At 69.8% G+C, this 23,778-nt stretch carries 25 protein-coding genes and 1 pseudogene; 11 read left to right on the top strand and 15 right to left on the bottom strand.

What is annotated here, in order from left to right:
- Positions 1–80 precede the first annotated feature (80 nt).
- Genes ACIGAN_RS30415 through ACIGAN_RS30400 form a run of 4 tightly spaced genes read left to right on the top strand, consistent with a single transcriptional unit; the run spans position 81 to position 6,602 of the window.
- Positions 81–1,364, top strand: a complete 1,284-nt coding sequence (locus tag ACIGAN_RS30415; RefSeq protein ID WP_365735333.1) for a glycosyltransferase — start codon at positions 81–83, stop codon at positions 1,362–1,364.
- Positions 1,361–3,010, top strand: coding sequence for an ArnT family glycosyltransferase (locus ACIGAN_RS30410; RefSeq protein WP_399862371.1), 1,650 nt, complete (start codon positions 1,361–1,363; stop codon positions 3,008–3,010). The genes ACIGAN_RS30415 and ACIGAN_RS30410 overlap by 4 nt, the downstream gene beginning before the upstream one ends.
- Positions 3,007–4,200: a glycosyltransferase gene (locus tag ACIGAN_RS30405; RefSeq protein ID WP_399862369.1), complete on the top strand. Its 1,194-nt coding sequence runs from the start codon at positions 3,007–3,009 to the stop codon at positions 4,198–4,200. The genes ACIGAN_RS30410 and ACIGAN_RS30405 overlap by 4 nt, the downstream gene beginning before the upstream one ends.
- Entirely contained in the window at positions 4,197–6,602 is a 2,406-nt protein-coding gene (locus tag ACIGAN_RS30400) for a galactose oxidase-like domain-containing protein (RefSeq protein WP_399862367.1), read from the top strand. The genes ACIGAN_RS30405 and ACIGAN_RS30400 overlap by 4 nt, the downstream gene beginning before the upstream one ends.
- A gap of 76 nt (positions 6,603–6,678) precedes the next feature.
- On the opposite strand, the gene ACIGAN_RS30395 is transcribed toward ACIGAN_RS30400, so the two are convergent.
- The 3 genes from ACIGAN_RS30395 to ACIGAN_RS30385 all read right to left on the bottom strand — a co-directional run bounded on the left by ACIGAN_RS30395 (position 6,679) and on the right by ACIGAN_RS30385 (position 8,891).
- Complete coding sequence (locus ACIGAN_RS30395; RefSeq protein ID WP_365087204.1) at positions 6,679–7,410, bottom strand: Mut7-C RNAse domain-containing protein; 732 nt, start codon at positions 7,408–7,410, stop codon at positions 6,679–6,681.
- A 33-nt stretch (positions 7,411–7,443) separates the two neighbouring features.
- The gene (locus tag ACIGAN_RS30390) at positions 7,444–8,070 is read right to left on the bottom strand and encodes a TetR/AcrR family transcriptional regulator (protein ID WP_399862364.1); all 627 of its coding nucleotides are present in this window, start codon (positions 8,068–8,070) and stop codon (positions 7,444–7,446) included.
- A gap of 107 nt (positions 8,071–8,177) precedes the next feature.
- A complete protein-coding gene (locus tag ACIGAN_RS30385) occupies positions 8,178–8,891 on the bottom strand; it encodes a PAQR family membrane homeostasis protein TrhA (RefSeq protein WP_365087200.1) in 714 nt (237 codons plus the stop codon).
- Between the two features lie 328 nt (positions 8,892–9,219).
- Between ACIGAN_RS30385 and ACIGAN_RS30380 the strand changes: the two genes are divergently transcribed.
- Complete coding sequence (locus ACIGAN_RS30380) at positions 9,220–11,049, top strand: phosphoenolpyruvate carboxykinase (GTP) (RefSeq protein ID WP_399862362.1); 1,830 nt, start codon at positions 9,220–9,222, stop codon at positions 11,047–11,049.
- A gap of 205 nt (positions 11,050–11,254) precedes the next feature.
- Here ACIGAN_RS30380 and ACIGAN_RS30375 read toward each other — a convergent pair whose 3' ends face one another.
- Both ACIGAN_RS30375 and ACIGAN_RS30370 read right to left on the bottom strand, forming a co-directional pair.
- Entirely contained in the window at positions 11,255–11,692 is a 438-nt protein-coding gene (locus ACIGAN_RS30375; RefSeq protein WP_399862360.1) for an ATP-binding protein, read from the bottom strand.
- On the bottom strand, positions 11,692–11,901 hold the full coding sequence (locus tag ACIGAN_RS30370) for a hypothetical protein (RefSeq protein ID WP_365740141.1): 210 nt from the start codon (positions 11,899–11,901) through the stop codon (positions 11,692–11,694). The genes ACIGAN_RS30375 and ACIGAN_RS30370 overlap by 1 nt, the downstream gene beginning before the upstream one ends.
- A gap of 158 nt (positions 11,902–12,059) precedes the next feature.
- On the opposite strand from ACIGAN_RS30370, the gene ACIGAN_RS30365 reads away from it, so the two are divergent.
- Both ACIGAN_RS30365 and ACIGAN_RS30360 read left to right on the top strand, forming a co-directional pair.
- Positions 12,060–12,914: a helix-turn-helix transcriptional regulator gene (locus tag ACIGAN_RS30365; RefSeq protein ID WP_399862358.1), complete on the top strand. Its 855-nt coding sequence runs from the start codon at positions 12,060–12,062 to the stop codon at positions 12,912–12,914.
- Positions 12,895–13,212 carry a DUF397 domain-containing protein gene (locus ACIGAN_RS30360; RefSeq protein WP_399862356.1) on the top strand — a complete coding sequence of 106 codons (318 nt, stop codon included), beginning with the start codon at positions 12,895–12,897 and terminating at the stop codon, positions 13,210–13,212. The genes ACIGAN_RS30365 and ACIGAN_RS30360 overlap by 20 nt, the downstream gene beginning before the upstream one ends.
- 132 nt (positions 13,213–13,344) lie before the next feature.
- Here the strand turns inward: ACIGAN_RS30360 and ACIGAN_RS30355 are convergent, their stop codons facing one another.
- The 5 genes from ACIGAN_RS30355 to ACIGAN_RS30335 form a co-directional block, all read right to left on the bottom strand.
- Positions 13,345–13,530 carry a hypothetical protein gene (locus tag ACIGAN_RS30355; protein WP_399862354.1) on the bottom strand — a complete coding sequence of 62 codons (186 nt, stop codon included), beginning with the start codon at positions 13,528–13,530 and terminating at the stop codon, positions 13,345–13,347.
- Positions 13,530–13,718 (bottom strand): hypothetical protein, encoded by a 189-nt coding sequence (locus ACIGAN_RS30350; RefSeq protein WP_351357069.1) that lies wholly within the window; start codon positions 13,716–13,718, stop codon positions 13,530–13,532. Before ACIGAN_RS30350 ends, ACIGAN_RS30355 begins: the two co-directional genes overlap by 1 nt.
- Before the next feature lie 699 nt (positions 13,719–14,417).
- A complete protein-coding gene (locus tag ACIGAN_RS30345; protein WP_399862352.1) occupies positions 14,418–14,603 on the bottom strand; it encodes a hypothetical protein in 186 nt (61 codons plus the stop codon).
- Between the two features lie 757 nt (positions 14,604–15,360).
- On the bottom strand, positions 15,361–15,822 hold the full coding sequence (locus ACIGAN_RS30340; RefSeq protein ID WP_399862350.1) for a nuclear transport factor 2 family protein: 462 nt from the start codon (positions 15,820–15,822) through the stop codon (positions 15,361–15,363).
- Positions 15,819–16,703, bottom strand: coding sequence for an SDR family NAD(P)-dependent oxidoreductase (locus ACIGAN_RS30335; protein WP_399862348.1), 885 nt, complete (start codon positions 16,701–16,703; stop codon positions 15,819–15,821). The genes ACIGAN_RS30340 and ACIGAN_RS30335 overlap by 4 nt, the downstream gene beginning before the upstream one ends.
- 173 nt (positions 16,704–16,876) lie before the next feature.
- On the opposite strand from ACIGAN_RS30335, the gene ACIGAN_RS30330 reads away from it, so the two are divergent.
- Entirely contained in the window at positions 16,877–17,494 is a 618-nt protein-coding gene (locus ACIGAN_RS30330; RefSeq protein ID WP_399862346.1) for a TetR/AcrR family transcriptional regulator, read from the top strand.
- A gap of 100 nt (positions 17,495–17,594) precedes the next feature.
- A pseudogene (locus ACIGAN_RS30325) lies at positions 17,595–17,746 on the top strand (IS5/IS1182 family transposase); the annotation flags it as partial.
- A gap of 17 nt (positions 17,747–17,763) precedes the next feature.
- Here ACIGAN_RS30325 and ACIGAN_RS30320 read toward each other — a convergent pair.
- The 5 genes from ACIGAN_RS30320 to ACIGAN_RS30300 form a co-directional block, all read right to left on the bottom strand.
- Positions 17,764–18,396, bottom strand: coding sequence for a hypothetical protein (locus ACIGAN_RS30320; protein WP_399862344.1), 633 nt, complete (start codon positions 18,394–18,396; stop codon positions 17,764–17,766).
- 290 nt (positions 18,397–18,686) lie between these two features.
- Positions 18,687–18,827, bottom strand: a complete 141-nt coding sequence (locus tag ACIGAN_RS30315; protein ID WP_399862342.1) for a hypothetical protein — start codon at positions 18,825–18,827, stop codon at positions 18,687–18,689.
- Positions 18,828–19,430: an RHS repeat-associated core domain-containing protein gene (locus tag ACIGAN_RS30310; protein ID WP_399862340.1), complete on the bottom strand. Its 603-nt coding sequence runs from the start codon at positions 19,428–19,430 to the stop codon at positions 18,828–18,830.
- Between the two features lie 298 nt (positions 19,431–19,728).
- Entirely contained in the window at positions 19,729–20,145 is a 417-nt protein-coding gene (locus ACIGAN_RS30305) for an SCO4983 family protein (RefSeq protein ID WP_365087183.1), read from the bottom strand.
- A 113-nt stretch (positions 20,146–20,258) separates the two neighbouring features.
- Complete coding sequence (locus tag ACIGAN_RS30300; protein ID WP_399862338.1) at positions 20,259–21,470, bottom strand: pyridoxal phosphate-dependent aminotransferase; 1,212 nt, start codon at positions 21,468–21,470, stop codon at positions 20,259–20,261.
- Between the two features lie 126 nt (positions 21,471–21,596).
- Here ACIGAN_RS30300 and ACIGAN_RS30295 point away from each other — a divergent pair, with 126 nt between their 5' ends.
- Positions 21,597–22,394: a hypothetical protein gene (locus ACIGAN_RS30295; protein ID WP_399862336.1), complete on the top strand. Its 798-nt coding sequence runs from the start codon at positions 21,597–21,599 to the stop codon at positions 22,392–22,394.
- 345 nt (positions 22,395–22,739) lie between these two features.
- Positions 22,740–23,663: a serine protease gene (locus ACIGAN_RS30290; RefSeq protein WP_399862334.1), complete on the top strand. Its 924-nt coding sequence runs from the start codon at positions 22,740–22,742 to the stop codon at positions 23,661–23,663.
- The last annotated feature ends 115 nt before the right edge of the window (positions 23,664–23,778 follow it).

The following is a 23,778-nucleotide window of genomic DNA, read 5'->3' as shown; positions in this document are numbered from 1 at the left end:
CTCTGCACAGTGACGTGACGGGAGGGGCCGCTCCGGCACACCGTCACGACACGGGGGCTTGAGGATCTGGGGGGATCTGTTTGCTGACGTCTGTCTTCATCGCTGCCGTCTCACTGGCGCTGTTCTGGATGGCGGCGTTCACGCTGTGGTGGCAGATGCACGCCTGGCGCACGCCGGAAGTGCTCGCCTCGACGCGGTTCAGCAGTCCGGACGGGGACGAGCACGTCTCCTTCTCGCTGCTGCTGCCCGCCCGGCACGAACAGGCGGTGCTGGACCACACGATCCAGCGCCTGCTGGAGTCGAGCCACACCGACTTCGAGATCATCGTGATCGTCGGGCACGACGACCCGGAGACCACCGCCGTGGCCGAGCAGGCCGCCGCGCGTGACCCGCGGGTCCGCGTCGTCGTCGACACGCACGAGAAGAAGAACAAGCCGAAGGCCATGAACACGGCCCTGCCGCACTGCCGCGGCGACGTCGTGGGCGTCTTCGACGCGGAGGACCAGGTCCACCCCGAGCTCCTCGCGCACGTCGACCACGCCTTCCGCACCACCGGCGCCGACGTCGTCCAGGGCGGGGTGCAGCTGATCAACTTCCACTCCAGCTGGTACAGCCTGCGCAACTGCCTGGAGTACTTCTTCTGGTTCCGCTCGCGGCTCCACCTGCACGCGCAGAAAGGTTTCATTCCGCTTGGCGGCAACACGGTCTTCGTCCGCACCGGCGTCCTGCGGGAAGCCGGCGGCTGGGACCCGAACTGCCTTGCCGAGGACTGCGACCTGGGCGTGCGCCTGTCCAGCGTCGGCAAGAAGGTCGTCGTCGCCTACGACTCCGACATGGTGACCCGGGAGGAGACCCCCGGCTCGCTGACGTCCCTGCTGAAGCAGCGCACCCGCTGGAACCAGGGCTTCCTCCAGGTCTACCGGAAGAAGGACTGGAAGCAACTGCCCACCCTCGGGCAGCGGCTGCTCGCCCGCTACACCCTGATGACGCCGTTCATGCAGGCCTTCACCGGCCTGATCATCCCGCTCAACGTGGCGATCGCGCTCTTCCTGGACGTGCCCGTCGGCATCGCCTTCATCACCTTCCTGCCGGCGGTCACCGCCCTGGTCACCTTCGTCTTCGAGGTCGTCGGACTGCACGACTTCGGCAAGCAGTACGGGCTGCGCGTGCGGTTCGCGCACTACCTGAAGCTGATCGTGGGCGGCCCCTTCTACCAGGTGCTGCTCGCCGGGGCGGCCGTGCGTGCCGTCTGGCGCGAGCAGCGCGGCCGCAACGACTGGGAGCTGACGACCCACGTCGGCGCGCACCTCGACGCGAGTGCCGTCTCCCGGCCGGACGTGACCCGAGAGGACGTTCCCGCGTGACCTCCACCCTTCCCGCGGTGACCGCTCCGAAGGTCCCCGCGCAGCGCAGACCCGTGTCCGGCACCGGTACGCACCGGCGCGCCCAGCCGCCGCGCCGCCTGCGCTCCTCGCGTGCCGACCTGCTCCTGTGCGGGGTCCTGCTCCTGGCGATCCTCGTCGTGCAGGGCTGGAACATCGCCGACTACCCGGCCCTCAGCGACGACGAGGGCACCTACCTCGCCCAGGCCTGGTCGGTCCAGCAGGGCAACGGCCTGGCCCACTACACCTACTGGTACGACCACCCGCCGCTGGGCTGGATCCAGATCGCCGTCCTGACCTGGATCCCCGCGCTGATCAGCCCCGAGTCGATGACGGTGGGCACCATGCGCGCCGCCATGCTGGTGATCAGCGGCATCAGCGCGGTCCTCGTCTACGTGCTGGGCCGCCGGCTGGCCCTGCCCCGCTGGGCCGCGGCCCTCGGCATGGTCTTCTTCGGCCTGTCGCCGCTGTCGGTCGTGCTCCAGCGGGAGATCTTCCTCGACAACCTCGCGGTGATGTGGACGCTGCTGGCCTTCACGCTGGCCGCCTCCCCGAGCCGCCACCTGTGGCACCACTTCGGCGCGGGGATCGCGGCCGCCACGGCCGTCCTCACCAAGGAGACGATGCTCGTCGTTCTGCCCGCCCTCTTCCTCACCATGTGGCGCCACAGCCACCGCGACACCCGCAAGTTCGCCCTCACCGGCGCCGTCACCGCCTGCACCCTGATCGGCTTCTCCTACCCGCTGTTCGCCCTGCTCAAGGGCGAGCTGCTGCCGGGCGCCGGGCACGTCTCCCTCTGGGACGGCGTCAAGTACCAGATGACCCGACCCGGTTCGGGCTTCATCCTGGACCAGGGCTCCGGCTCCTGGGGCGTGCTCCAGTCGTGGCTGTACTACGACAAGATCCTGCCGCTCGGCGGCCTCGCGGGCGCCCTGCTGCTCCTGGTCACCTGGCGCTGGTCGGTCACCGCCCGGGCCCTGGCCGGACCGGCCCTGGCTGTCGCGATCCTCGCCGCGCTGGCCCTGCGCCCGAACGGCTACCTGCCCGCCATGTACGTCATCCAGGCCCTGCCGTTCCTCGCGCTGGTCCTGGCCGGAGGAACCGCCTCCGTCGCCCACGCGGTGCTCAGCCGCCGGCGCTCCGAGGCGGAGAAACGGTACGTCGGTGCGGGCCGGTACGCGCTCGCCACGGTCCTCGCCCTGGCCGCCGGCGCCTACGTCGTCCCGCACTGGTACGACGGGGCCCGCACCGCCGTCACCACCGACGCCAACGCCCCCTACAAGGCCGCCTCGAAGTGGCTCGCCACGGAGGTCGAGCACCCGGAGCGCACCCGTGTGCTGGTCGACGACGCCCTCTGGCTCGACCTGGTGCACCAGGGCTACCGGCCCGGGCTCGGCGTCATCTGGTTCTACAAGGCCGACCTGGACCCGGCGGTGACGAAGACGATGCCGCGCGGCTGGAAGGACCTGGACTACGTCGTCGCCTCGCCGACCGTACGGCGCGACGCGGCCGACCTGCCCAACGTCAAGGCCGCCATTGAGCACTCGGAACCGGTCGCCACCTTCGGCACCGGGCCCGACCGCATCGAGATCCGCCAGATCCAGACCACCGCCGGAGGCGCGCGATGAGCCAGGAGTACACCGTCCCCGGCGAGGTGGTCGAGACCGCCGGGATCCCCGAACCGGGCGCCGTCACCATCGTCGTCCCGACGTTCAACGAGTCGGCGAACGTACGGCAGTTGCTGCGCCAGATCACCGAGGCCGTGCCGGCCCGGCTGCCCTGCGAGGTCCTCTTCGTCGACGACTCCACCGACGACACGCCCCAGGTCATCGAGAAGGCGGCGCAGGACTGCCCGTTCCCGGTGACCGTGCTGCACCGCGAGGAGCCGGCGGGCGGCCTCGGGGGAGCGGTCGTCGAGGGGCTGAAGGCGGCCACCTCCGACTGGATCGTCGTCATGGACGGCGACTGCCAGCACCCGCCGTCCCTCGTGCCCGACCTGGTCGCCACCGGCGAACGCGCGGGCGCCGGGCTGGTCGTCGCCTCCCGGTACATCAAGGGCGGCAGCCGGGCCGGGCTCGCCGGCAGCTACCGGGTGGCCGTCTCGCGCGGGGCGACCTGGCTGACCAAGGCGCTCTTCCCGCGCCGCCTGCACGGCATCAGCGACCCGATGAGCGGCTTCTTCGCGATCCGGCGCAGCGCGGTCACCGCCGACGTCCTCCAGCCGCTCGGCTACAAGATCCTCCTCGAACTGGCCGTCCGCAGCCGCCCGCGCACGGTCACCGAGGTGCCGTTCGTCTTCCAGGACCGGTTCGCGGGGGAGTCGAAGTCGACCGCGCAGGAGGGGATGCGCTTCCTGCGCCACCTGGCCGGGCTGCGGGCCGCCTCGCCGGTCGCGCGGATGGTCGGCTTCGGCCTGATCGGGCTGACCGGCTTCGTGCCGAACCTGCTGGGCCTGTGGGCGCTGACCGCGCTCCACATGCACTACGTACCGGCCGAGGTGCTCGCCAACCAGCTCGGCGTGGCCTGGAACTTCGTGCTCATCGAGCACCTGCTGTTCCGCGAGCGGCGCCGGCACCGGCGCTGGTGGGACCGGGCCGGGCGGTTCGCGCTGCTCGCCAACGCCGACCTGGTCTTGCGCATCCCGCTGATCGCCCTGTTCGTGCACCAGCTGCACCTGGGCGTGCTGTCCGCCACCGCGCTCGCGCTGGTGACGACGTTCGTCCTGCGCTTCGTGGCGACCGAAGCGCTGGTCTACCTGCCGCGCCGGGCCCGTGAGGAGTCCGTGCGCGGCGGCCGCACCGCAAGGAGAGCCGTGTGAACCTCCGTCGCAGAACGACCGCACTGCTGTCCGTGGCGGGCCTCACCTCGGGCCTGCTGCTGACCGCGCCCCAGCCCGCCTCCGCCGCCAACCTCATCAAGAACCCCGGCTTCGAGACCGCCGGAGCCGACGACATGCCCTACTGCTGGGAGAAGTCCGGCTGGGGCGACAACGACTTCACCTTCACCACCACCGCCGACGCGCACACCGGCTCCCAGGCGATGAAGGTCGAGCTGACCCGGCGTGTCGACGGCGACCGCAAGGCGCTGATCACCGAGTCCGCCGCCTGCGCGCCGGTCGTGACTCCGGGCAAGCAGTACGACCTCGGCCTCTGGTACAAGACGACCACGCCCGACGCGGCGATCACGCTGTTCCGGCACGACACCACGGCCGGCTGGCAGTACTGGACCGACCTCAAGACCCTTGACTTGGCCGGCAGTTGGACCGAGGCGACGGTCCGCACCCCCGAGGTCCCGGCCGGTACCGACCGCATCTCCTGGGGCGTCTCGGTCTACGGCACCGGCTCCGCCACCACCGACGACTACACGATGGACCAGGTGCCCGACCCGGTCCTGCCGCCCGAGTGCACGGGCACGGCCGAGCAGTGCGCGAACGGCAGGTGGGACGTGCTGCCCACGCAGAACCCGGTGCGCTCCATGCACTCCGTGGTCCTGCACAACGGCAAGGTGCTGCTGATCGCCGGCTCCGGCAACGACGAGTCGATGTTCGAGGCGGGCACCTTCACCTCGGCCGTCTACGACCCGGCGAACGGCTCCTACAAAATCGTCCCCACGCCGAAGGACATGTTCTGCGCCGGGCACGTCCAGCTCCAGGACGGCCGCGTGCTGGTCATGTCGGGCAACAAGGGCTACCCGACGGCGGACGGCCGGGTCGGCTACCAGGGCTACAAGGACTCGTACATCTTCGACCCGGAGACCGAGACCTACACCAAGACCAACGACATGAACGACGGCCACTGGTACCCGTCGGCCACCATCCTCGGCAACGGTGACGTCATCTCCTTCGGCGGTCTGCGCGAGGACTCCACCGGCTCGGTCGCCGCCGAGCTGTTCTCCGAGGCCGAGCAGCAGTGGCAGCCGCTGTGGAAGGTCAACCAGACCTGGTCGTACTGGGGCCTGTACCCGTCGATGATCCTCATGCAGGACGGCCGCCTCTTCTACTCGGGCAGCCACGTCTTCGGCAACAACATCCCCGGCACCGGCTCGGCGATCTACGACTACGGCGCCAACACCATCACCCAGGTCCCGGGCCTGCAGAGCAAGGACGAGCGCGACCAGTCGGCCAGCGTGCTGCTGCCCCCGGCGCAGGACCAGAAGGTCCTCACCCTCGGCGGCGGCAACATCGACTCCAACCCGGAGGCGAACCGCCTGACCGACATCATCGACCTCAAGCAGCCAAACCCGTCGTACGTGGCCGGGCCGCCGATCCCGCAGGGCACGGTCGACCTCGGCAACGGGCCCGTCCCGCAGACCGGGAACCAGGGCAAGATGTACGTCTCCGCCGTGCTCCTGCCCGACGGCAAGGTGCTGGAGACGGGCGGCGCCCTGCACAACCGCGCCAACCCGGTCTACGAGACGTCGATCTTCGACCCGGAGTCGGAGACCTTCGACCCGGTGGCCGTCGACCCCGAGGCGCGCGGCTACCACTCCTCGGCGTTCCTGCTGCCCGACGGCCGTGTGATGACCACCGGCGACAACCCGGGCAACGGCTCCTGGAACCACGACGTGTCGGTCTACAGCCCGCCCTACCTGTTCAAGGGCCCGCGTCCGCAGATCACCTCGGTCATCGACACCGAGTGGACCTACGGCGACACCCAGCGCATCACCGTCGACCGGCCCATCGCCAAGGCCGAGCTGATCCGCCCGGCCGCCGTGACGCACTCCTCCGACCCGAACCAGCGGTTCGTGGACCTGCCGCTGTCGGTCGACGGCGACAACGTCGACCTGAACGTGACGAGCAACCCCAATCTGGCCCCGCCCGGCTGGTACATGCTCTTCGCGGTCGACGCCAACGGCGTGCCGTCCGTGGCGAAGTGGGTGCACCTCCAAGGCCCCAAGGCCCTGAAGGCGACGGACGCCTCGGCCCATGTCCACGACTTCGCGGACGCGCCCGCGGGCAAGGTCGCCGGGCCCGGCAAGAAGCGCACGGCGCAGAAGGTCAGCCCGACGATCTCCGGCTGCGACCGGCACTACGGCTCGATCAACGTCTGCGTGCCGACGCGCTTCCCGGCGGAGGTGAAGAAGACGACGGCGGCCCGCTGCGAGTGGCTCAAGACCAACGACTACGGCCGCCTCAAGGTCAACGGCAAGGACGACCCCCTGGGCCTGGACAGGAACAGGGACGGAGTCGCCTGCGGCAAGGGAGACGCGACCAGGCGCTAGGAAGGTGCCCCTGCAGGGGCGCGGGGAACTGCGCGACCGGCCATGGCGGTCCCGCGGTTCCCCACCGCGCGCACCCTCAACGGCGCTCGGAGCACAGTGCGACGGCCTCCCGCACGATGGCCTCCAGCTGCTCGTGGTGCGCGCCCCGCCAGTACGCCCGGCCGCACGCAGTGCACTGCGCGAACACGTCGTACGTGGCGTGCGTGCCGTGCTTGAGCTGGTCGGCGACCTCGTCCTTGGTCGCCTCGCGCAGCGGCCCGTTGCAGGCGGTGCAGCGCGTCCAGGGCCGCAGCTCGGGCCGGAAGCGGTCCAGCACGTCCCGCAGTTGCTCCTCGGGGCGGGTGCTGTAGACGAACGCGCCCGCCCACAGCTCCCGGCGCCGCAGCAGCCCCCGGTCGCGGCTGAGCATGACCCGCCGCTCGGCCGCCGACCGCGCGGCCAGGGCCGGGTCGCCGATGTCGGTCGACTCGTACGCCGTGTCCACGCCCAGCAGGCGCAGCCGGCGGGCCAGCGTGCCGAGGTGGACGTCGAGGAGGAAGCGGAGCGGGGCCCCGGGCACCCGCTGCGGCCGGGCGACGGTCCGTACCGTCACCGTCTCACCGGCCACCGGGACGTGCGAGGCGGCCGCCTCGCGGCCGTCCACGACCAGCGCGCCCACCTCGGTCAGCGGCACGCCCAGCGACTCGATGACATGGCCGAGGCTGGAGACGCCGTCGGTGGCGGCCCGCACGGTGCCGTCCCGCCGGGCCCGGGGGACGAAGACATGCAGCTCGGGGGCGAACTCGACGTGGATCTCGGGACCGTTCACCCGGTCAGGATGCCACGGTGAGCGGCCTCGGCCTCAGGGTTTTCCCGCGGGCAGGCCGTGCTCCAGGACGTCCAGGGCGCGGTCGACGAGGACCCGGATGTCCTCGCGGTGGCCGGTCTCGGCCCAGTAGTGGGAGGCCTCCAGCAGGCCGCCCATGACGGACATGGCGAAGACCCGGAGCTCCAGGCCGTCGGGGTCGAGGCCGGAGCGCTCGGCGAGGGCCTCGCGCAGCAGACGGCCGGTCGTGGCCGTGCGCTCCATCATCCGGGCGCGGACGGCCGGGACCTCCACCCCGAGCCGGGTCCGCAGCCGCAGCACCTCGGGTTCCTCGGCGAGGCTCAGGTCCAGGGCGGTGTGCACGACGTGCCGCAGGACGGCGGCCCACGACTCGTCCTCCGGCCGGCCCCGCAGCTCGGCCGGCATGACCGGGGCCCACTCGTCGGTGACGACGATGTCCTCCTTGGCGGGGAAGTACCGCAGGACCGTCGACGGCGACACCTCGGCGCGCGCGGCGATCTGCTCGACCGTCGTGGCGTCGTAGCCCTGCTCCTCGATCAGCGCGAAGGTCGCGGCGCGGATCGCCTGGCGGGTCTTGATCTTCTTCCGCTCCCGGAGCCCCGGCTGGGGGCGGTCGGCGGAGGTGGTGCGCGCGGCCGTCATGAAGGTCATTGTCGGCCATCGGCCTCGGCCCGGGCGATGGCCGGGGGGCCGGCCCGACGAAGCAGGCCACGGCTCGAAAGCCGTGGCCGGACGGGGCGGGGGAGCGGCTACCCGTGCTGGTAGGCCACCAGTGAGATCCCCACGTAGTGCGCGATGAAGGCCGCCAGGGTGAAGGAGTGGAACACCTCGTGGAAGCCGAACCAGCGCGGTGACGGGTTCGGCCGCTTGAGCCCGTAGATGACACCGCCCACGCTGTAGAGCACACCGCCGATGACGATCAGGACGAGGACGGCCACGCCGCCGGCGCGCATGAAGTCCGGCAGGTAGAAGACGGCCGCCCAGCCCATCGCGATGTAGCACGGCGTGTACAGCCAGCGCGGGGCGCCGACCCAGAAGACGCGGAAGAGGATGCCGGCCGCAGCGGCGGCCCAGATGCCCCACAGCAGCCACTCGCCCTTGGCACCGGGCAGGAGCAGCATGGCCAGCGGCGTGTAGGTGCCCGCGATGATCAGGAAGATGTTGGCGTGGTCCAGGCGGCGCAGCACGCCGTCCATACGGGGGCTCCAGTTGCCCCGGTGGTAGAGCGCGCTCACGCCGAACAGCAGGCAGGCCGTCAGCGCGAAGATGCCACAGGCGATCCGTCCTCTGGTCGTGTCCGCGAAGGCGGTCAGCACCAGACCCGCGACGAGGGCGGCGGGGAACATGCCGAGGTGCAGCCACCCGCGGAGCCTGGGCTTCACGGGATGCGGCAGGTCAAGCGCCTGCGGACCACTGCCGCCGGCCGGCGAGTCCGAGGGCGCGTCGGGGACGAACGCAGTCATGACCCGATGGTAGCTACGCAACCGTAAGTGACGTATCAGTCGCCCTGCTTGGGCGACCAAGAGTGGCCATCCTCTCACTCCGGCCGAACCATGGTGACGCAAACGGACGGTCTGGTGAACGCAACGTGCACGCAAAGCGCCCGCGAGAAACCGTGGCGATCCTCACGTTGCTCACCTGTGCGCTCCTCTGGACAGATGGGCGCTTCCGTCGGATGATCAAATGAGTGCGGTCGGCACCGGATGAGCGCCCAAGCCACACCGTGAAGCATCCGGGTCGCAGCCCCCACGGGGCCTCCACATCAAAAAAATCCCTCATTTAGGAGCAATCGTGGCGCGCGACATCGCGGCTCCCACCGTCCCCACCAGTCATCAGGGGCTGATCTCGTGGGTCGACGAGATCGCAGAACTGACGCAGCCGGACAACGTGGTCTGGTGTGACGGGTCCGAGGCCGAGTACGAGCGACTGTGCGAGGAGCTCGTCCAGAAGGGCACCTTCCGCAAACTCGACCCGATCAAGCGCCCCCACTCCTACTACGCCGCCTCCGACCCCACCGACGTCGCGCGCGTCGAGGACCGGACCTTCATCTGCTCCGAGAAGGAGGAGGACGCGGGCCCGACCAACCACTGGAAGGCCCCCGCCGAGATGCGGGAGATCTTCCAGGGCTCCGGCGGCCAGGGCGGCCTGTTCCGCGGCTCCATGCGCGGCCGGACCATGTACGTCGTGCCCTTCTGCATGGGCCCGCTCGGCTCGCCGCTGTCCGCGCTCGGCGTCGAGATCACCGACTCGGCCTACGTCGCCGTCTCCATGCGCACGATGACGCGCATGGGCCAGGCCGTCCTCGACGAACTCGGCTCCGACGGCTTCTTCGTCAAGGCCGTGCACACCCTGGGCGCCCCGCTGGAGCCCGGCCAGGAGGACGTCCCCTGGCCCTGCAACCAGACCAAGTACATCTCCCACTTCCCCGAGGACCGCGAGATCTGGTCCTACGGCTCCGGCTACGGCGGCAACGCCCTGCTCGGCAAGAAGTGCTACGCCCTGCGCATCGCCTCCGTCATGGCCCGGGACGAGGGCTGGCTCGCCGAGCACATGCTCGTGCTGAAGCTGACCCCGCCGCGCGGCGAGGCCAAGTACGTCGCCGCGGCCTTCCCGAGCGCCTGCGGCAAGACCAACCTCGCCATGCTGGAGCCGACCATCCCCGGCTGGACGGTCGAGACCATCGGCGACGACATCGCCTGGATGCGCTTCGGCGAGGACGGCCGCCTGTACGCCATCAACCCCGAGGCCGGCTTCTTCGGCGTCGCGCCCGGCACGGGCGAGCACACCAACGCCAACGCGATGAAGACGCTGTGGGGCAACGCCGTCTTCACCAACGTCGCCCTCACCGACGACAACGACGTGTGGTGGGAGGGCATGACCGAGGAGCTTCCGGCCCACCTCACGGACTGGAAGGGCAACGACTGGACCCCCGAGTCCGGCACCCCGGCCGCCCACCCCAACGCCCGCTTCACCGTCCCGGCCTCGCAGTGCCCGATCATCGCGCCCGAGTGGGAGGACCCCAAGGGCGTGCCGATCTCGGCGATCCTCTTCGGCGGCCGCCGCGCCACCGCCGTCCCCCTGGTGACCGAGTCCTTCGACTGGAACCACGGCGTCTTCCTCGGCGCCAACGTGGCCTCCGAGAAGACCGCCGCCGCCGAGGGCAAGGTCGGCGAGCTGCGCCGCGACCCCTTCGCCATGCTGCCCTTCTGCGGCTACAACATGGGCGACTACATGGCCCACTGGATCGACGTGGCCAAGGACAAGGACCAGTCCAAGCTGCCGAAGATCTACTACGTCAACTGGTTCCGCAAGGACGACGAGGGCAAGTTCGTCTGGCCCGGCTTCGGCGAGAACTCCCGCGTCCTGAAGTGGATCGTGGAGCGCCTGGAGGGCAAGGCCGAGGGCGTCGAGACCCCCATCGGCATCCTGCCGACCAAGGAGGCCCTCGACACGAACGGCCTGGACCTGGCCGAGTCCGACCTGGAGTTCCTGCTCACGGTCGACAAGGACGTGTGGCGCGAGGAGGCCGCCCTGGTTCCCGAGCACCTCAACACCTTCGGCGACCACACGCCGAAGGAGCTGTGGGACGAGTACCGCGCCCTGGTGGAGCGCCTGGGCTGAACCCACCCCCCGAACTCCGCGGCCGGCTGGAACCGACAGTGCCCTGACCAGCAACATCGTCACGGCCGGCCGCGGGACCGACTGGCGGGGCCCGCACAACGGCGTGCGGGGTCACCGGGCCCGTCACCGCCCTCCGTCCGCCCCGACGGAACCCGGCGGCGACAGGCCCACTCCCGCCCGCTTCGGCGCGGCCCGCTCCGCGGGCTCACGAACGTGCCGATGAAGGACCGAGCGCCCCGGCCGACGCCCCGCGTCGGCCGGGGCGCTCGGGCGTTTCCGCAACGGGGACGAGCAGCTCGCACCACACCGTCTTGCGGCCGGCCCCCTGTTCCACACCCCACCGCAGGGCCAGCGCGTCGAGCAGCGCCAGCCCGCGGCCGGACTCCGCCTCGGCCCCGGCCGCCGCGACCAGGACGGGCAGGGCCCGGGGATCGGGATCGGTCACCCCGACCCGGACGCGTCCGCCCTCCTCCTCCCACACCCGTACCGTCACGGGCGCACCCTCCCCGACATGCCGGATGACGTTCGTGACCAGCTCGCTCGCGCAGAGCTGCACGTCGATGCCGAGCGGTCGCAGGGCCCGCCGCACGGCGGACACCTCGGCGGGGGTCGCGAGCAGTTCGAGCGTCACCACCGGCCGCATCACACCGCACCCTTGCGCAGGGCGGCGGCCAGGGCCTTGGCGGTGAGGAGATTGCAGTGGCCGAGCGCGATCAGCGGCCGGGTGGGGCAGCGGGAGGCGAAGGACGGAAGGTCGACTCCGAGGGACGGCAGGGTGATGCCGTGCGCGGCGAGCGCGACACGCAGGTCCTCGACGCAGGCATCGGCTTCCGCTTCGGCAGGGCTGTGCATGAGGGTTCACACCTTCCAGTGCGCTGAGTGACGAACTCCTCACACTGTGCCGCCGACCGCCGTACCGTGACAGCCTCCCGGCATCCCGCGCCTGATCCGCGCGGACCCGGTGCCGGGTGGGGTAGCGCGCGGTAACGGCACACCAAGGACGGTGAACGATGGGTCAGCGCAAGGACATCGACGGTTCGACGGGCGTCCCGACCTTCTACGGCAGTGAGTTGCGCTGGAAGCGGGAGGAGGCGGGCCTGACCCTCCAGCAACTCGTCGAGGGCAGCTTCTACGGCCCGAGCCACCTCAGCGAGATCGAGCGGGGCACACGCCGGATGCCGGCGGAACTCGCCGAGCACGTGGACCGGGTGCTCGGCACGGATGGTTTCTTCCGGCGGCGGTGCGAGGACGTGCGGCGGGCGAAGCGGCGGGGGCATGCGAGCTACTTCGAGCGGGTGCTGGAGGCGGAGCAGCACGCCGAGACCATCGAGGAGTGGTGCCCGACGCTGGTGCCGGGGTTGTTGCAGACGGAGGCGTATGCGCGGGCGGTCACCCGCTCCGCCCACCCTCTGGCTCCGGACGAGGAGGTGGAGGAGAAGGTGACCGCCAGGCTGGCGCGGGCCCGGCTGTTCGAGGACGACCACAAGACCCCGGAGTACTGGGTCATCCTGCCCGAGTCGCTGCTGCGTCAGCCGATCCTGCCGCCGGAGCGGAGCGCCGAACAGTGGGAGCGCGTCGCGGAACTCGCGCGACGCCGCCGGATCGTTCCCCAGATCCTTCCGTGGAACTGCGGGGCGCATCCGCTCATGATGGGCATGGCGAAGGTCATGGCCTTCACGGACGCCCCACCGCTGGTCTACCTGGAGTCGCAGTACAGCGGGGACACCATCGACGATCCGGCTCTCGTGAAGCAGTACCGCAAGGCATACGATCGGCTCAGGGCCGCCGCACTGCCCCCTGAGGCGTCCCTGGCCCTGATCGAGCAAGCGGCTGAGGATGACCGAAATGGTAAACAGCGCACGTGACTTGAGCACAGCGGTCTGGCGCAAGAGCACGTACAGCAACGGCGACGGCGGCAACTGCGTCGAGGTAGCCGAGGCCTTCCCCGGCGCAGCTTGCTGGCGCAAAAGCACGTACAGCAACGGTGACGGCGGCGACTGCGTCGAGGTGTGCGACGCCCACACCGCCGTCGTCCCCGTCCGGGACTCCAAGGTCCCTCACGGCCCGGTCCTCACCATCACGGCCCCGGCCTGGACGTCCTTCGTCACGTCCCTCAAGTCGCCCGTCACCGGCGTGTGCGGAGGCCCTGCACCAGGCAGATGACGGCCATCGAACCGGAGAGGACCGCAACGAGGGGGAAAGGGCCGCTGTCCGATCCTGGCGTCAATAGGCACAGGACGCACGCGGCAGCGCACAGGGCAGCAACGGCGAATGAGGCAGCACGGGACAGTGCGCTCACCTCCTCGTTCTCCGGCGGGCCGTGGCCATAAGGGGCAACGCCAGCCCGCCGAGAAGGGCAAGTGTTCCGGTACCCATGAGCACAGGGTTCTGTTCGCTGGTGCCCAGGACGATGCAGAACAGTCCGAAGGCGGCGCCGATCACCACGAACAACGTCAGCTTCTTGGCCTGGCTGATGGGCATCAGCTGTTTCTCCTGGCCTTGCGGCGGACCCCGATCGTCCACATGAGGAGCGACGCCACGCCCAGAGCTGCCAGGGTGAGGAGGAGGACCCTCTGTGTTCCCTCCGTCGCGAGGCCTTGCAGCAGGGCGAGCACGGTGACGACCGCGACCACGGACAGGAAGATGCTCATCCTGATTCTGTCGCTCATGGTGCAACGTCCCCTTCCGGCACAGCGAAGTAACGGGCCTTTCCCCCAGTCGTCTCGGAGTTCAACGTGCCCGCCGGTTCGCCGACGAATCCGGCGGTCAGGAGTGACTCCTCCGGCGCCCACGAGCAACGTAGACGCAGGCCGCTATGCCAGGAGCCGCCCCCACCAGGCAGAGCATGGCCGTTCTTTCCTCGCCCAAGGCGAAGGCCAGGAGAAGCAGGGTGGTCATCACTGCTGCGTAACCCACCATGAGCCATCTCAGGGGGCGACCAGGGAACCAGTTCCGCATGAGGCACGCTCCACGTGGTTCAGACGGTCTCACTGCTGTGATTCAAACCTGACCGTTCACTGTGCCCTCCCCTGACTCAAGGAAGTCTGGGTGCCCACCCAAGCAGCGTGCCGCCACCCCTCTAACGATTACGACGGCTCTTGACCAGTACGGTGATGACACCGAGAACTCCTCCGAGGATCAAGGCAGTGACAAGGGTCCTAACCATTCCGTCTCCATCGCGTTCGGTCCTGCATGGCATACATGAGCATTCCGATGCCGACGATCCCCAGAACGCCCAGCGTAAGGAGTGTTACTTTTCCAAATCGCGAACCCTGCTTGGTGCGTCGCCTGCAGTCCGTCCACGTCTCGTTCGTACCTGCGGTAGTGCTCGCGCCCCGCCGTCTCGAAACGAATGTCAGAGCACCCTGTCAGGAGCGGGTCTTTCGATGGGCCAGGAAGGCGAGAACCATCAGAATCATTCCGCATGCCGCTGCGATCACTCCGAGCGCGATCGGCACGGTGTCGCCAGTGAGTGTTCCAGTAATGCACGCACATATTCCGCCGATTAACATGATCGCCGAGAAGATTCGAACTGCCCTGACGGCATCGTCCATCGACGTGTCCCTCCCTCCTATCTCAACGCCCCTTCCGAATTCGTGGGCGACTCCGCCGAGGCCACGCCGTGTTCCCTCACGTTCGGCGTCGCCCCACCAACCAGACCAGGCTGCTGACGATCAAAAGGGATACACCCTCGATGATCAGCATGCGGGCAATGCTGCAGCTTGTCCAAGCTGAAACCGTGAAGGCCAGACCCGCCAGAAGCGCGATGGCGAGAACCGTGGCTGCCTTCCTGCTGACTGCATTCACCGTAGTCTAGAATCCGGACTTACGTCTGTGCGATTTCCGGTCCGAAGCCAGGACAGTGAGAGTCACCGCAAGAGTGAGACCGAACAACGCACCGGTGCCATTCACCATACCGTTCATGTCTCCCGACTCATTCACGTGCGAGATGGTCAGCGTTGCCAGCCATGCCAGGAATGAGAACCCAGTGATCGAAAGCAGGATCACTATCAGCGTGCTCTCACTCTTGTCTTCGCGTGTCATGACCTTCCCTCACTTTTCCGGTGTTGTTGCCCGACGGGTCGGGTTGAGTGAAGCGGCCGAGGACGTTGCCCGTGGCGTCGGTGAGGTAGTAATAGGACTTCCCCCCGTCGTCTTGAAGTTTCAGGTGCCCGCCGGTTCGCGGATGAATCCGGTGTCCACGCCGTACGTCGTCGTGGACGCGGGCCGAGCGCGGTGTGGCGGCACCAGGCCCAACCCAGCTCGCTGCGTTCGGAGTTGGCCGTGCTGGCGCGGGCCGGGCCGGCCGGCTCATATGACGGAGGCAGGCCCTGGCAGGTGGGCGTTCTCCTGGTGCGTGGCGGTGAGCTTGACGCTGCTGAGGCGCCAGCCCTGCGGTGTCCGGATGGCCTCGTTGTCGTAGAAGCCGATGACCAGCCATCGGTCCGGCCCGCCGCCTGCCCGCTCCGCCGGCACCCAGTGTTCGGCGCGGACGTGCGCATGGAGGGTCGCGCGGTCGCCGTCGATCTCGATGACGTGGCCGGTGATGGCGTGGTGGATGGCGGAGAAGGGGGCGAAGGCTTGTCCCAGCACCTGGACGTACTCGTCGAGCGGCACGGTCATGGGCGGCAGGCCGATGACCGAGGAGAAGTCGAGCGTCACTGAGTCCGTGTGGACAAGGAAGGGGAGGCGGGTGAAGTCCTTGAGGTCGGCGATGTCGGCGTAGCGGCCCATCAGCTCGATCAGTTCGATGCGGTCGGCGAGCGCGGTCATGAAGGACTCCCTGCGGACTCGGGTGCGGGCGCGGGTTCCGGGTTCCGGGACCGGTGGCTCATCGCGAGGATGCCGTCCATCAGCCGGGACGGCAGGTGACGGGCGAGGGGGATGACGAAGGCGGCGTCCGTGCCGAGGGTGTACCGGGCGCGCGGACGGGGCGTGGTCGCCACCCTGGCGATTTTGGCCCCCGCTTTCGCCGCCGGTACGGCGCGCTCCAGGAAGGCCGCGTTGGACGACACCGTCGCCTTGATCAGGCCGCCGTAGAGACGCTGGTGCTCGGCGCTCATCCCAGCGGCGAGTTCGAGGGAGATGTCACCGCTGCGGGCGGCCATCTCGGTCCGGACGCCGCCGGGCTGGACGACGACGACCTGCACACCGTGCGCCGAGACCTCGCGGCGCAGGGAGTCGCTGGCCGCTTCGAGGGCGAACTTGGTTCCCGCGTACGCCCCGAAGACGGGCAGCGCGGCCACCCCGCCCACGGAACTGATGTTGACGATCCTGCCCCGGCTCCGCCGCAGGAAAGGCAGGAGCTTCTGGATGACGGAGATGTGCCCGAAGAGGTTCACCTCGAACTGCTCGCGCCACAGGGCGAGAGGGAGCACCTCGACGGGGGCGTTGATCTCGATCCCCGCATTGTTGACCAGGACTCGCAGCAGGCGCCGTTCCGGGTCGTCGGCGATCCGCCGGGCCAAGGCCTCGATGTGTTCCGGGACCGTGATGTCCAAGGTGACCGGTTCGATGCCGTCGGCCCGGACGGCGTCCGCCTCGCTTTCGGTGCGGACCCCGGCGAGGACGTGGTAGCCCATTCCGGCGAGGGCCTGCGCCGTCGCGGCTCCGATGCCCGTCGAGGAGCCGGAGACGACGACGAGTTCGTCCACCGTTCGAGGGTTCTTCGGCGGGTCATTCCGCGCATCTTTCCGCGGGTCTTTCCAAGGACGGAGCACAGGGGTGGGCCTTTCACGGGCGGGGGCGCTTCTGGGCACGCCGCGAGAGAGTATCCACTGGAAACATTGTTGTCAATGGAAACATTGCGCTGAGTAGGCTGATCCCCATGCCTGACACCACCGACCAGCGGCCCTACCACCACGGGAATCTCCGCATGGAGTTCCTCGACGCGGCGGAGCGCAGCCTGAGGGCGCACGGGGTCGATCAGCTCTCGGTGCGGGACCTGGCGCGGGACATCGGCGTGAGTCACGCGGCGTTCCGCCGGCACTTCACGGACCGCCGCGCGCTGCTCGACGCCCTCGCCGAGTCGGGCTTCGTCCGCCTGGGCGCGGAGCTGCGGGCCGCCGTGGACGCGATCGATGGCGAGGACGACCTGTCTGCTCGCCTGCACGCGTTCGCCTCGGCCTACGTCCGGTTCGCGACCGAGAACGCCGCGCTGACCGGGCTGATGAACTCCAGCAAGCACCGCCCGGGGGCGACCGCGGTCGCCGAGGCCGCCGCAGCCGCGTTCGGCCAGATCGGCGACTTGATCGAAGAGGGCCAGGCGCGCGGCGAGTTGGAGGAGGGCGATCCGGAGGACATCGGACTCATCATCTACGCCACCGTCCTGGGGATCACGTCCATGCTCAACAGCGGCATGATCGAGCCCGGACGGCTCGAACAACTCGTGGACACCGCGGTGACACAGTTCCTGCGAGGCGCCCGCCCGACGGGGCCGCGCTGACCGCGAGGGGTGCTTCGAGCGGACCCGAGCCCCAGCCGACCGGCTACGGCCCGGTGCAAGCCAGGAAGCGGTTCCGCAGGGATACGGTGCTCATCGTCGACGGTGCCACGAGCAGGTCCGGGCCCGTATCGAGCACGTCCTCGCCCGCATGAAGGCATGGAAGATCTCTCGCGACTGTCGGCTGAAGGCGACTGCGTCCACCATGCGGTGCTCGGCGTCGCCCGACTGCCCAGCCTCGCACTCGCCGGGTGACGGCGACGGTGTTCATCTCACGGACGGGTCCGCGCCGTTGGTCCGGCGGGCGTGTGCCGGGGCCATGGCCTTCCCGTGCGGTCGATCGCGGCGGCCCGCAGCAGCTCCAGCAGATGGCCACCCGGGTATGTGCCGAAATCGGGGAACTTCCCCCGGTGATAGCAAGCCCAGTAACTCACCACCCGGTGCTCGGTCCGCGCGAAGAACCCCGGATTCCGTGCGATGAAGTCCCCGTACGCCAGTCGCTGGGTGGACCGCTTGGAGGCCAGGTCGGAAAGGCCGTGTCGGATGGACTCCAAGATCTCCACAACGTACTCGCCGGCCAACTGCACCACGAACGGCACCAGCCACGGCTCGTCGGAAGTGGTGATGTGTTCCAGGTGACGCTGGCGGACCAGCCCGTCGCAGTGCCGTGAGTACAGGCAGTGCAGGATCGCCTGCTGTGCCGCCGTCAGCGAGCACACCACGTCGACAGGCAGCTCATCCTGATAGATCCGATACGGAAGGGCGACGGCTTCATCGCCCACGTACACCGAGAACGGCGACGCAGGTGCGAGCCGGGCCTCCGGCATGACCGCCAGGACCGCGCGAACGTCATCGGCAAGCTGATGTGGGAACGCCGCAACCAGGTCACCGTCGGTCATCGCCATGGATCGAGGCTGCTGCATGGCGGAAGCATAGGCGGGTCCGCTCGCCCTCGTCCTTCGCCTCCGCTGGCAGCAGACCCCCCGCCCCGCGTGTACCCGACCGAGCATTGCGGGACAGCTCTTGGCGAACTCAAAGTCAATCGATGATGGTCAGGACGATTCCGGTGACTCCCAGTATGATCCCGGTCCAAACGAGAATGGCGAGGATTGAATTCTTGGTCAATGGCGTGTACCCACGGTGTTGGCTACTGTACCGATTATGCCTAGCTCCGTGCCGAGCGCGACTGCGCTCCCTACTTGCCGCGTCGAACCTTCATGAGGACGTACAACGCAACGATGATGACGGCGAAGGTGATGAGGAATATGAGCGCATCCTGCCCGTTTTCGATAGGTGAGTACTTACCGCCGGCTGCCAATTCTGGCGAATATTCCATTTACGACTCCTTGCGATCACCGCAAAACCATGAACTGCCGGTCAACCCGTGAAGATCCCGCGACATGCGAGATGGCCAGTGTTGCCAGAAATGACTCGGAGCTGAGGCCACCGCCCGATCCTGCTGTCGCCGCTCACACTTGCTGGTGTCAGCTGGTCGGAGCTCGGTTACGCCTCCACCGGCGGCGGTCGCTATGGACTTCTTGCCGACCCTGCTGACAGCGTCCAAGAATCCAAGCCCGGCCGGATCGGTGAAGTGGATGAAGTCGCCACCGGCGTACAGGTAGGGGTTCGTCTCCTGCCCCGACGGGTCCGGTTGGGTGAAGCGGCCGAGGGAGGGGTCGTAGTAGCGGTGGCCCGTCTTGTACAGGCCCGTGGGGTCCAGATACGTGCCCGCGTTGCGGTCGGGCTGGGGGGCTGCCTCTGTGGTGGTGCCGCGGGGCAGGCCCGTGGGGCCGTAGGCGTAGGTGTGCGTGCGCTTGCCCGTGTCGTCGGTGAGGCCGAGGACGTTGCCCGTGGCGTCGGTGAGGTAGTAGCAGGACTTCCCCCCAGTCGTCATGGAGTTCAAGGTGCCCGCCGGTTCGCGGATGAATCCGGTGTCCACGCCGTTCGTCGTCGTGGAGGCCAGGCCCAGTGCGGTGTGGTGGAACCAGATCGAACTCGAATTCGTCCACTCGGAGTTTCCGGGCCGTTGACGAGGAGGCGGACGGCCGCGGCCGCGTGGTCTTCCGCCAGGGCGGGGCCGACGGCTGGAGGCGGCTGGCGGGGTGCCTCGCCGCAGGCGTGAGGGCCACCGGGTGTGGGTACCCAGTGGCCCTCACGGAGGGGTCAGTGGCGCCCGGTCCGCGCGTCGCTGCGGGTGCGCGCGGACCGGGGCCGTCCAGGGGAGCCCGGGAGTGGGCTCAGCGGGACGCGAGTTCGCGGGGCTCCAGGGCCGCCGTGTGCGCGTCCATCCGCTCGGCCGCCAGGATCGCGGCCGCCGTGTCGGCGCGGGAGGCGGCGACGACCAGCGCCCGGCCCGCCAGGGCGTGTGCCCGCCGGTGCAGGGCGGCGGCGCTCCGCTCGCGCCGTGTGCCGGTCACCCGGGCCGGGGCGGATCCGCCCCTCAGCCGGCCCACCTGCTCCGCCAGCCGCTCCGCCGCCGCGTCCAGGTCGGCTGAGCCCTCCAGCGCGCGCAGCTCGTCCGTGACGGCGAGCAGGGCGGCGAGATGGCCCGCGAGCTGGATGTCCAGCTCTTCCTCGCGGGAACGGTGGGGGAAGTCCGGGTTGGGGCCGTCCGGCGTGCTGTGGACCGACTTGGTGCGGATCGGTTCGTACATGGGGAGGCCTCCTGAGTGCTTACAGGAAACCATCCTAGCTTAGATTTCGTCTAAAGTTGAGTTGTTCACAAAATCGGACCGGACGCATACGTAACGTGAGCGGGGTGTCCTGGTCAGTGCTGGCTGTAGCCGTCCAGGAAGTGACCGATCCGGCCCACCGCGTCGCGCAGGTCGCCGACCGTCGGCAGGGTCACCACCCGGAAGTGGTCCGGCTCCGGCCAGTTGAAGCCGGTGCCCTGGACGACCATGATCTTCTCGCGCCGGAGCAGGTCCAGGACCATCCGCCGGTCGTCCTTGATTTTGAAGACCTTGGGGTCGAGGCGCGGGAAGAGATACAGCGCCCCCTTCGGCTTCACGCACGTCACGCCCGGGATCTGGGTCAGCAGCTCGTAGGCCACGTCCCGCTGCTCGCGCAGCCGCCCGCCCGGCAGGACCAGGTCGTTGATCGTCTGGCGGCCGCTGAGCGCGGCGATCACCCCGTGCTGTCCCGGCATGTTCGCGCACAGGCGCATGTTCGCCAGGATCGTCAGGCCCTCGATGTAGGAGTCGGCGTGCGCGCGCGGTCCGGAGATCGACATCCAGCCCACGCGGTAGCCGGCCACCCGGTACGCCTTCGACATGCCGTTGAAGGTGAGCGTGAGCAGGTCGGGCGCGACCTTGGCGGTCGGGGTGTGCACGGCGTCGTCGTAGAGGATCTTGTCGTAGATCTCGTCGGAGCAGACCAGCAGGTTGTGGCGGCGGGCGATGTCGGTCAGGCCCTTGATCATCGCCTCGTCGTAGACGGCGCCCGTGGGGTTGTTCGGGTTGATGATCACGATCGCCTTGGTGCGGTCGGTGACCTTGCGTTCGACGTCGGCCAGGTCCGGCATCCAGTCGGACTGCTCGTCGCAGCGGTAGTGGACGGCCGTGCCGCCGGAGAGGGAGACGGCGGCCGTCCACAGCGGGTAGTCGGGGGCCGGGACCAGGACCTCGTCGCCGTCGTCGAGCAGGCCCTGCATCGCCATCACGATCAGCTCGGAGACGCCGTTGCCGATGAAGACGTGCTCGACGTCCGTCTCGATGCCGAGGGTCTGGTTGTGCATGACGACCGCGCGGCGGGCGGCCAGCAGACCCTTGGCGTCCCCGTAGCCGTGTGCCGAGGAGACGTTGCGGAGGATGTCCTCCAGGATCTCGGGCGGGCACTCGAAGCCGAACGCCGCCGGGTTGCCGGTGTTCAGCTTGAGGATCCGGTGACCGGCCGCTTCCAGCCGCATCGCCTCCTCGAGCACCGGGCCCCGGATCTCGTAACAGACGTTGGCGAGCTTGGTCGACTGGATCACCTGCATGTCTGGGAGCTTACGGCCCGGTAACGCGTCACGGGTCGTGTTTTCCGCCACGTGAGACGCGGCGGTTTGTGCGCATATCGCCGTCGGCTGTCCCACCAGCACCTCTGGTCCCTAGAATGCGCCGCCATGTTCAAGCCATTCGAGTACGCCGACGGAGCGACGGACGGCGGGCCCCAGGGGGTGCCGAACGTCTACGTGCCGCAGGGCGCCCCGCCCCCGGAGTACGACGCGTACGCCGACCCGGCCGCGGCCCACGGATGGCAGGACGTCTACGAGGGCACGCCCGCCGCGGACGGTACGGCCGTCGGGGACGGTGCGGACGCCGGGGACATCTCGGCCACCGCAGCCGCCGTGGACGGCCGAGACCGCGCGGCTGGCCGGGACCGCGCGGGTGGTGCCGGTGACGCCCGCGAGCTTCCGGCGGTGCCCGCGCCGGCCCGGTCCGGCGGGGGTCACCGCTCCCGGCGCAAGCCCCCCGCGTGGCGCACGCGCCGGGTGGCGATGGCGGCCGGGGCCGTCGGTGCCGTCTCCGCTGCCGCGCTGATCGCCGGGTTCTCCTTCTCCGGCGGGCCCTCCGGCGGGCCGTCCGGCGGAACGCGGAGCGGCGAGGGCGGTCGCACGGCTTCGACGGCGGGGGAGGTGCCGACGGCGTCACCCCCGGACGGTGTGCGCGCGTCGAGCCCCGGCGCACCGCTCGACGCCGGAGCGGCGAGCGGTGGCCGCACCGCCGGCGCCGAGTCCGCCGCCCCCTCCGCGCCGGTGAGCGCCACCCCGTCGTCCGGCGGTGCGGACACGCCGGAGCCCTCGGCAAGCAGCCCCACGGCCGATGCCCCGACGACGTCCGCCCCGGCCGCCACGACGCCCCCGGGGCGCTCGGACGGGAAGCCCGGCCACGGTCCCGGCGGCACGAAGGGGCCCAAATAGGCGGCTGGCGGGGAGTGTTCGCGGGGCGGCGTCGGCGGGGACGCGGTCCTCGCCCGGCCCGGGTCCGGGCGACGCCGCCGGGCCGGGGAGGGGTCGTGCCGGGGTCGCCGGGCCGGGACGGACGGCCGCCGCCGTGCGGGACCGCGGTCAGGAATCCGGGTGGGTGTGGATCACCTCAACTGGCCCGCCGCATGGGGACGTTGCATACGGTCGGGCGGGAAGCCGGGGCTCCGGTCGTGGAACAGGTTCTTGTGCGACACCCCTTGTCGCGATCACAATGCACATGACAACAGTGCGGGCGGCCGGAGATTCTCCGGCCGCCTCCGTCGCAAGAGGGGACCCCCCATGAGAAAACCTCTCGCCGCCGCGTTCCTCGCCCTGGCGATAGCCGGGGCCGGCGCGGCTCCCGCGACCGCCGCCGACGCCGCCCCCACGGGCGTCGGCAAGGCCGCGGACGCGGGCCCGGCCACGTCCGCCGTGTCGGGCGTGGTCGCGTCCGTGGAGCAGACGCTGGCCGGGCTCAACCCGTCGGTGAAGGCGGTGAACTTCGCCGGCACCGTCGCGCTCAGCAACTGCTCCGGCTCGGTCGTGCGCATGCCCGACTCCGCGAGCGACGACCCGGCGCTCGTGATGACCAACGGCCACTGTCTGGAGTCAGGTTTCCCCGGGCCCGGCGAGGTCCTCGTCGACAAGGCGTCCAGCCGCACCTTCAGCCTGCTGAACGCCTCCGGCTCCCGCGTGGCCACCCTGCGCGCCGCCAAGCTCGCCTACGGCACGATGACCGACACGGACGTCGCGCTGTACCAGCTCACCACCACGTACGCGCAGATCAAGAGCGCGTACAACATCAACCCGCTGACGCTGAGCGACAGTCACCCGGTCGCCGGCACCGCCATCTCGATCCCCTCGGGCTACTGGAAGCGGATCTACAGCTGCTCCATCGACGGGTTCGTGCCCACCCTCAAGGAGGGCGACTGGAGCTGGAAGGACTCGGTCCGCTACACCTCCGCCTGCACCACCATCGGCGGCACCTCCGGCTCGCCCGTCGTCGACCAGGCCACCAACCAGGTCGTCGCCGTCAACAACACCGGCAACGAGTCGGGTGAGCGCTGCACGGTGAACAACCCGTGCGAGGTCGACGCGAACGGCACCGTGACCGTCCGCAAGGGCATCAACTACGCCCAGCAGACCTACCGGATCCCCGCCTGCTTCGGGATCGACAACAAGCTCGACCTGTACGCGAGCGGCTGCGCCCTGCCCAAGCCGTAGGGCAGGGCGCCGGGCGGGGGGGGGGGGGGGGGGGGGGGCGCCGGCCGGCGCCCCCCCGGCGGGGGGGGGGGGGGGGGGGGGCGGGGGCGGGGGCGCCCCGGGGGGGGCGGGCGGG

Source organism: Streptomyces sp. NPDC085931, assembly GCF_044540565.1.
Classification (GTDB): Bacteria; Actinomycetota; Actinomycetes; order Streptomycetales; family Streptomycetaceae; genus Streptomyces.
This window is presented reverse-complemented; position numbering and strand designations above follow the sequence as displayed.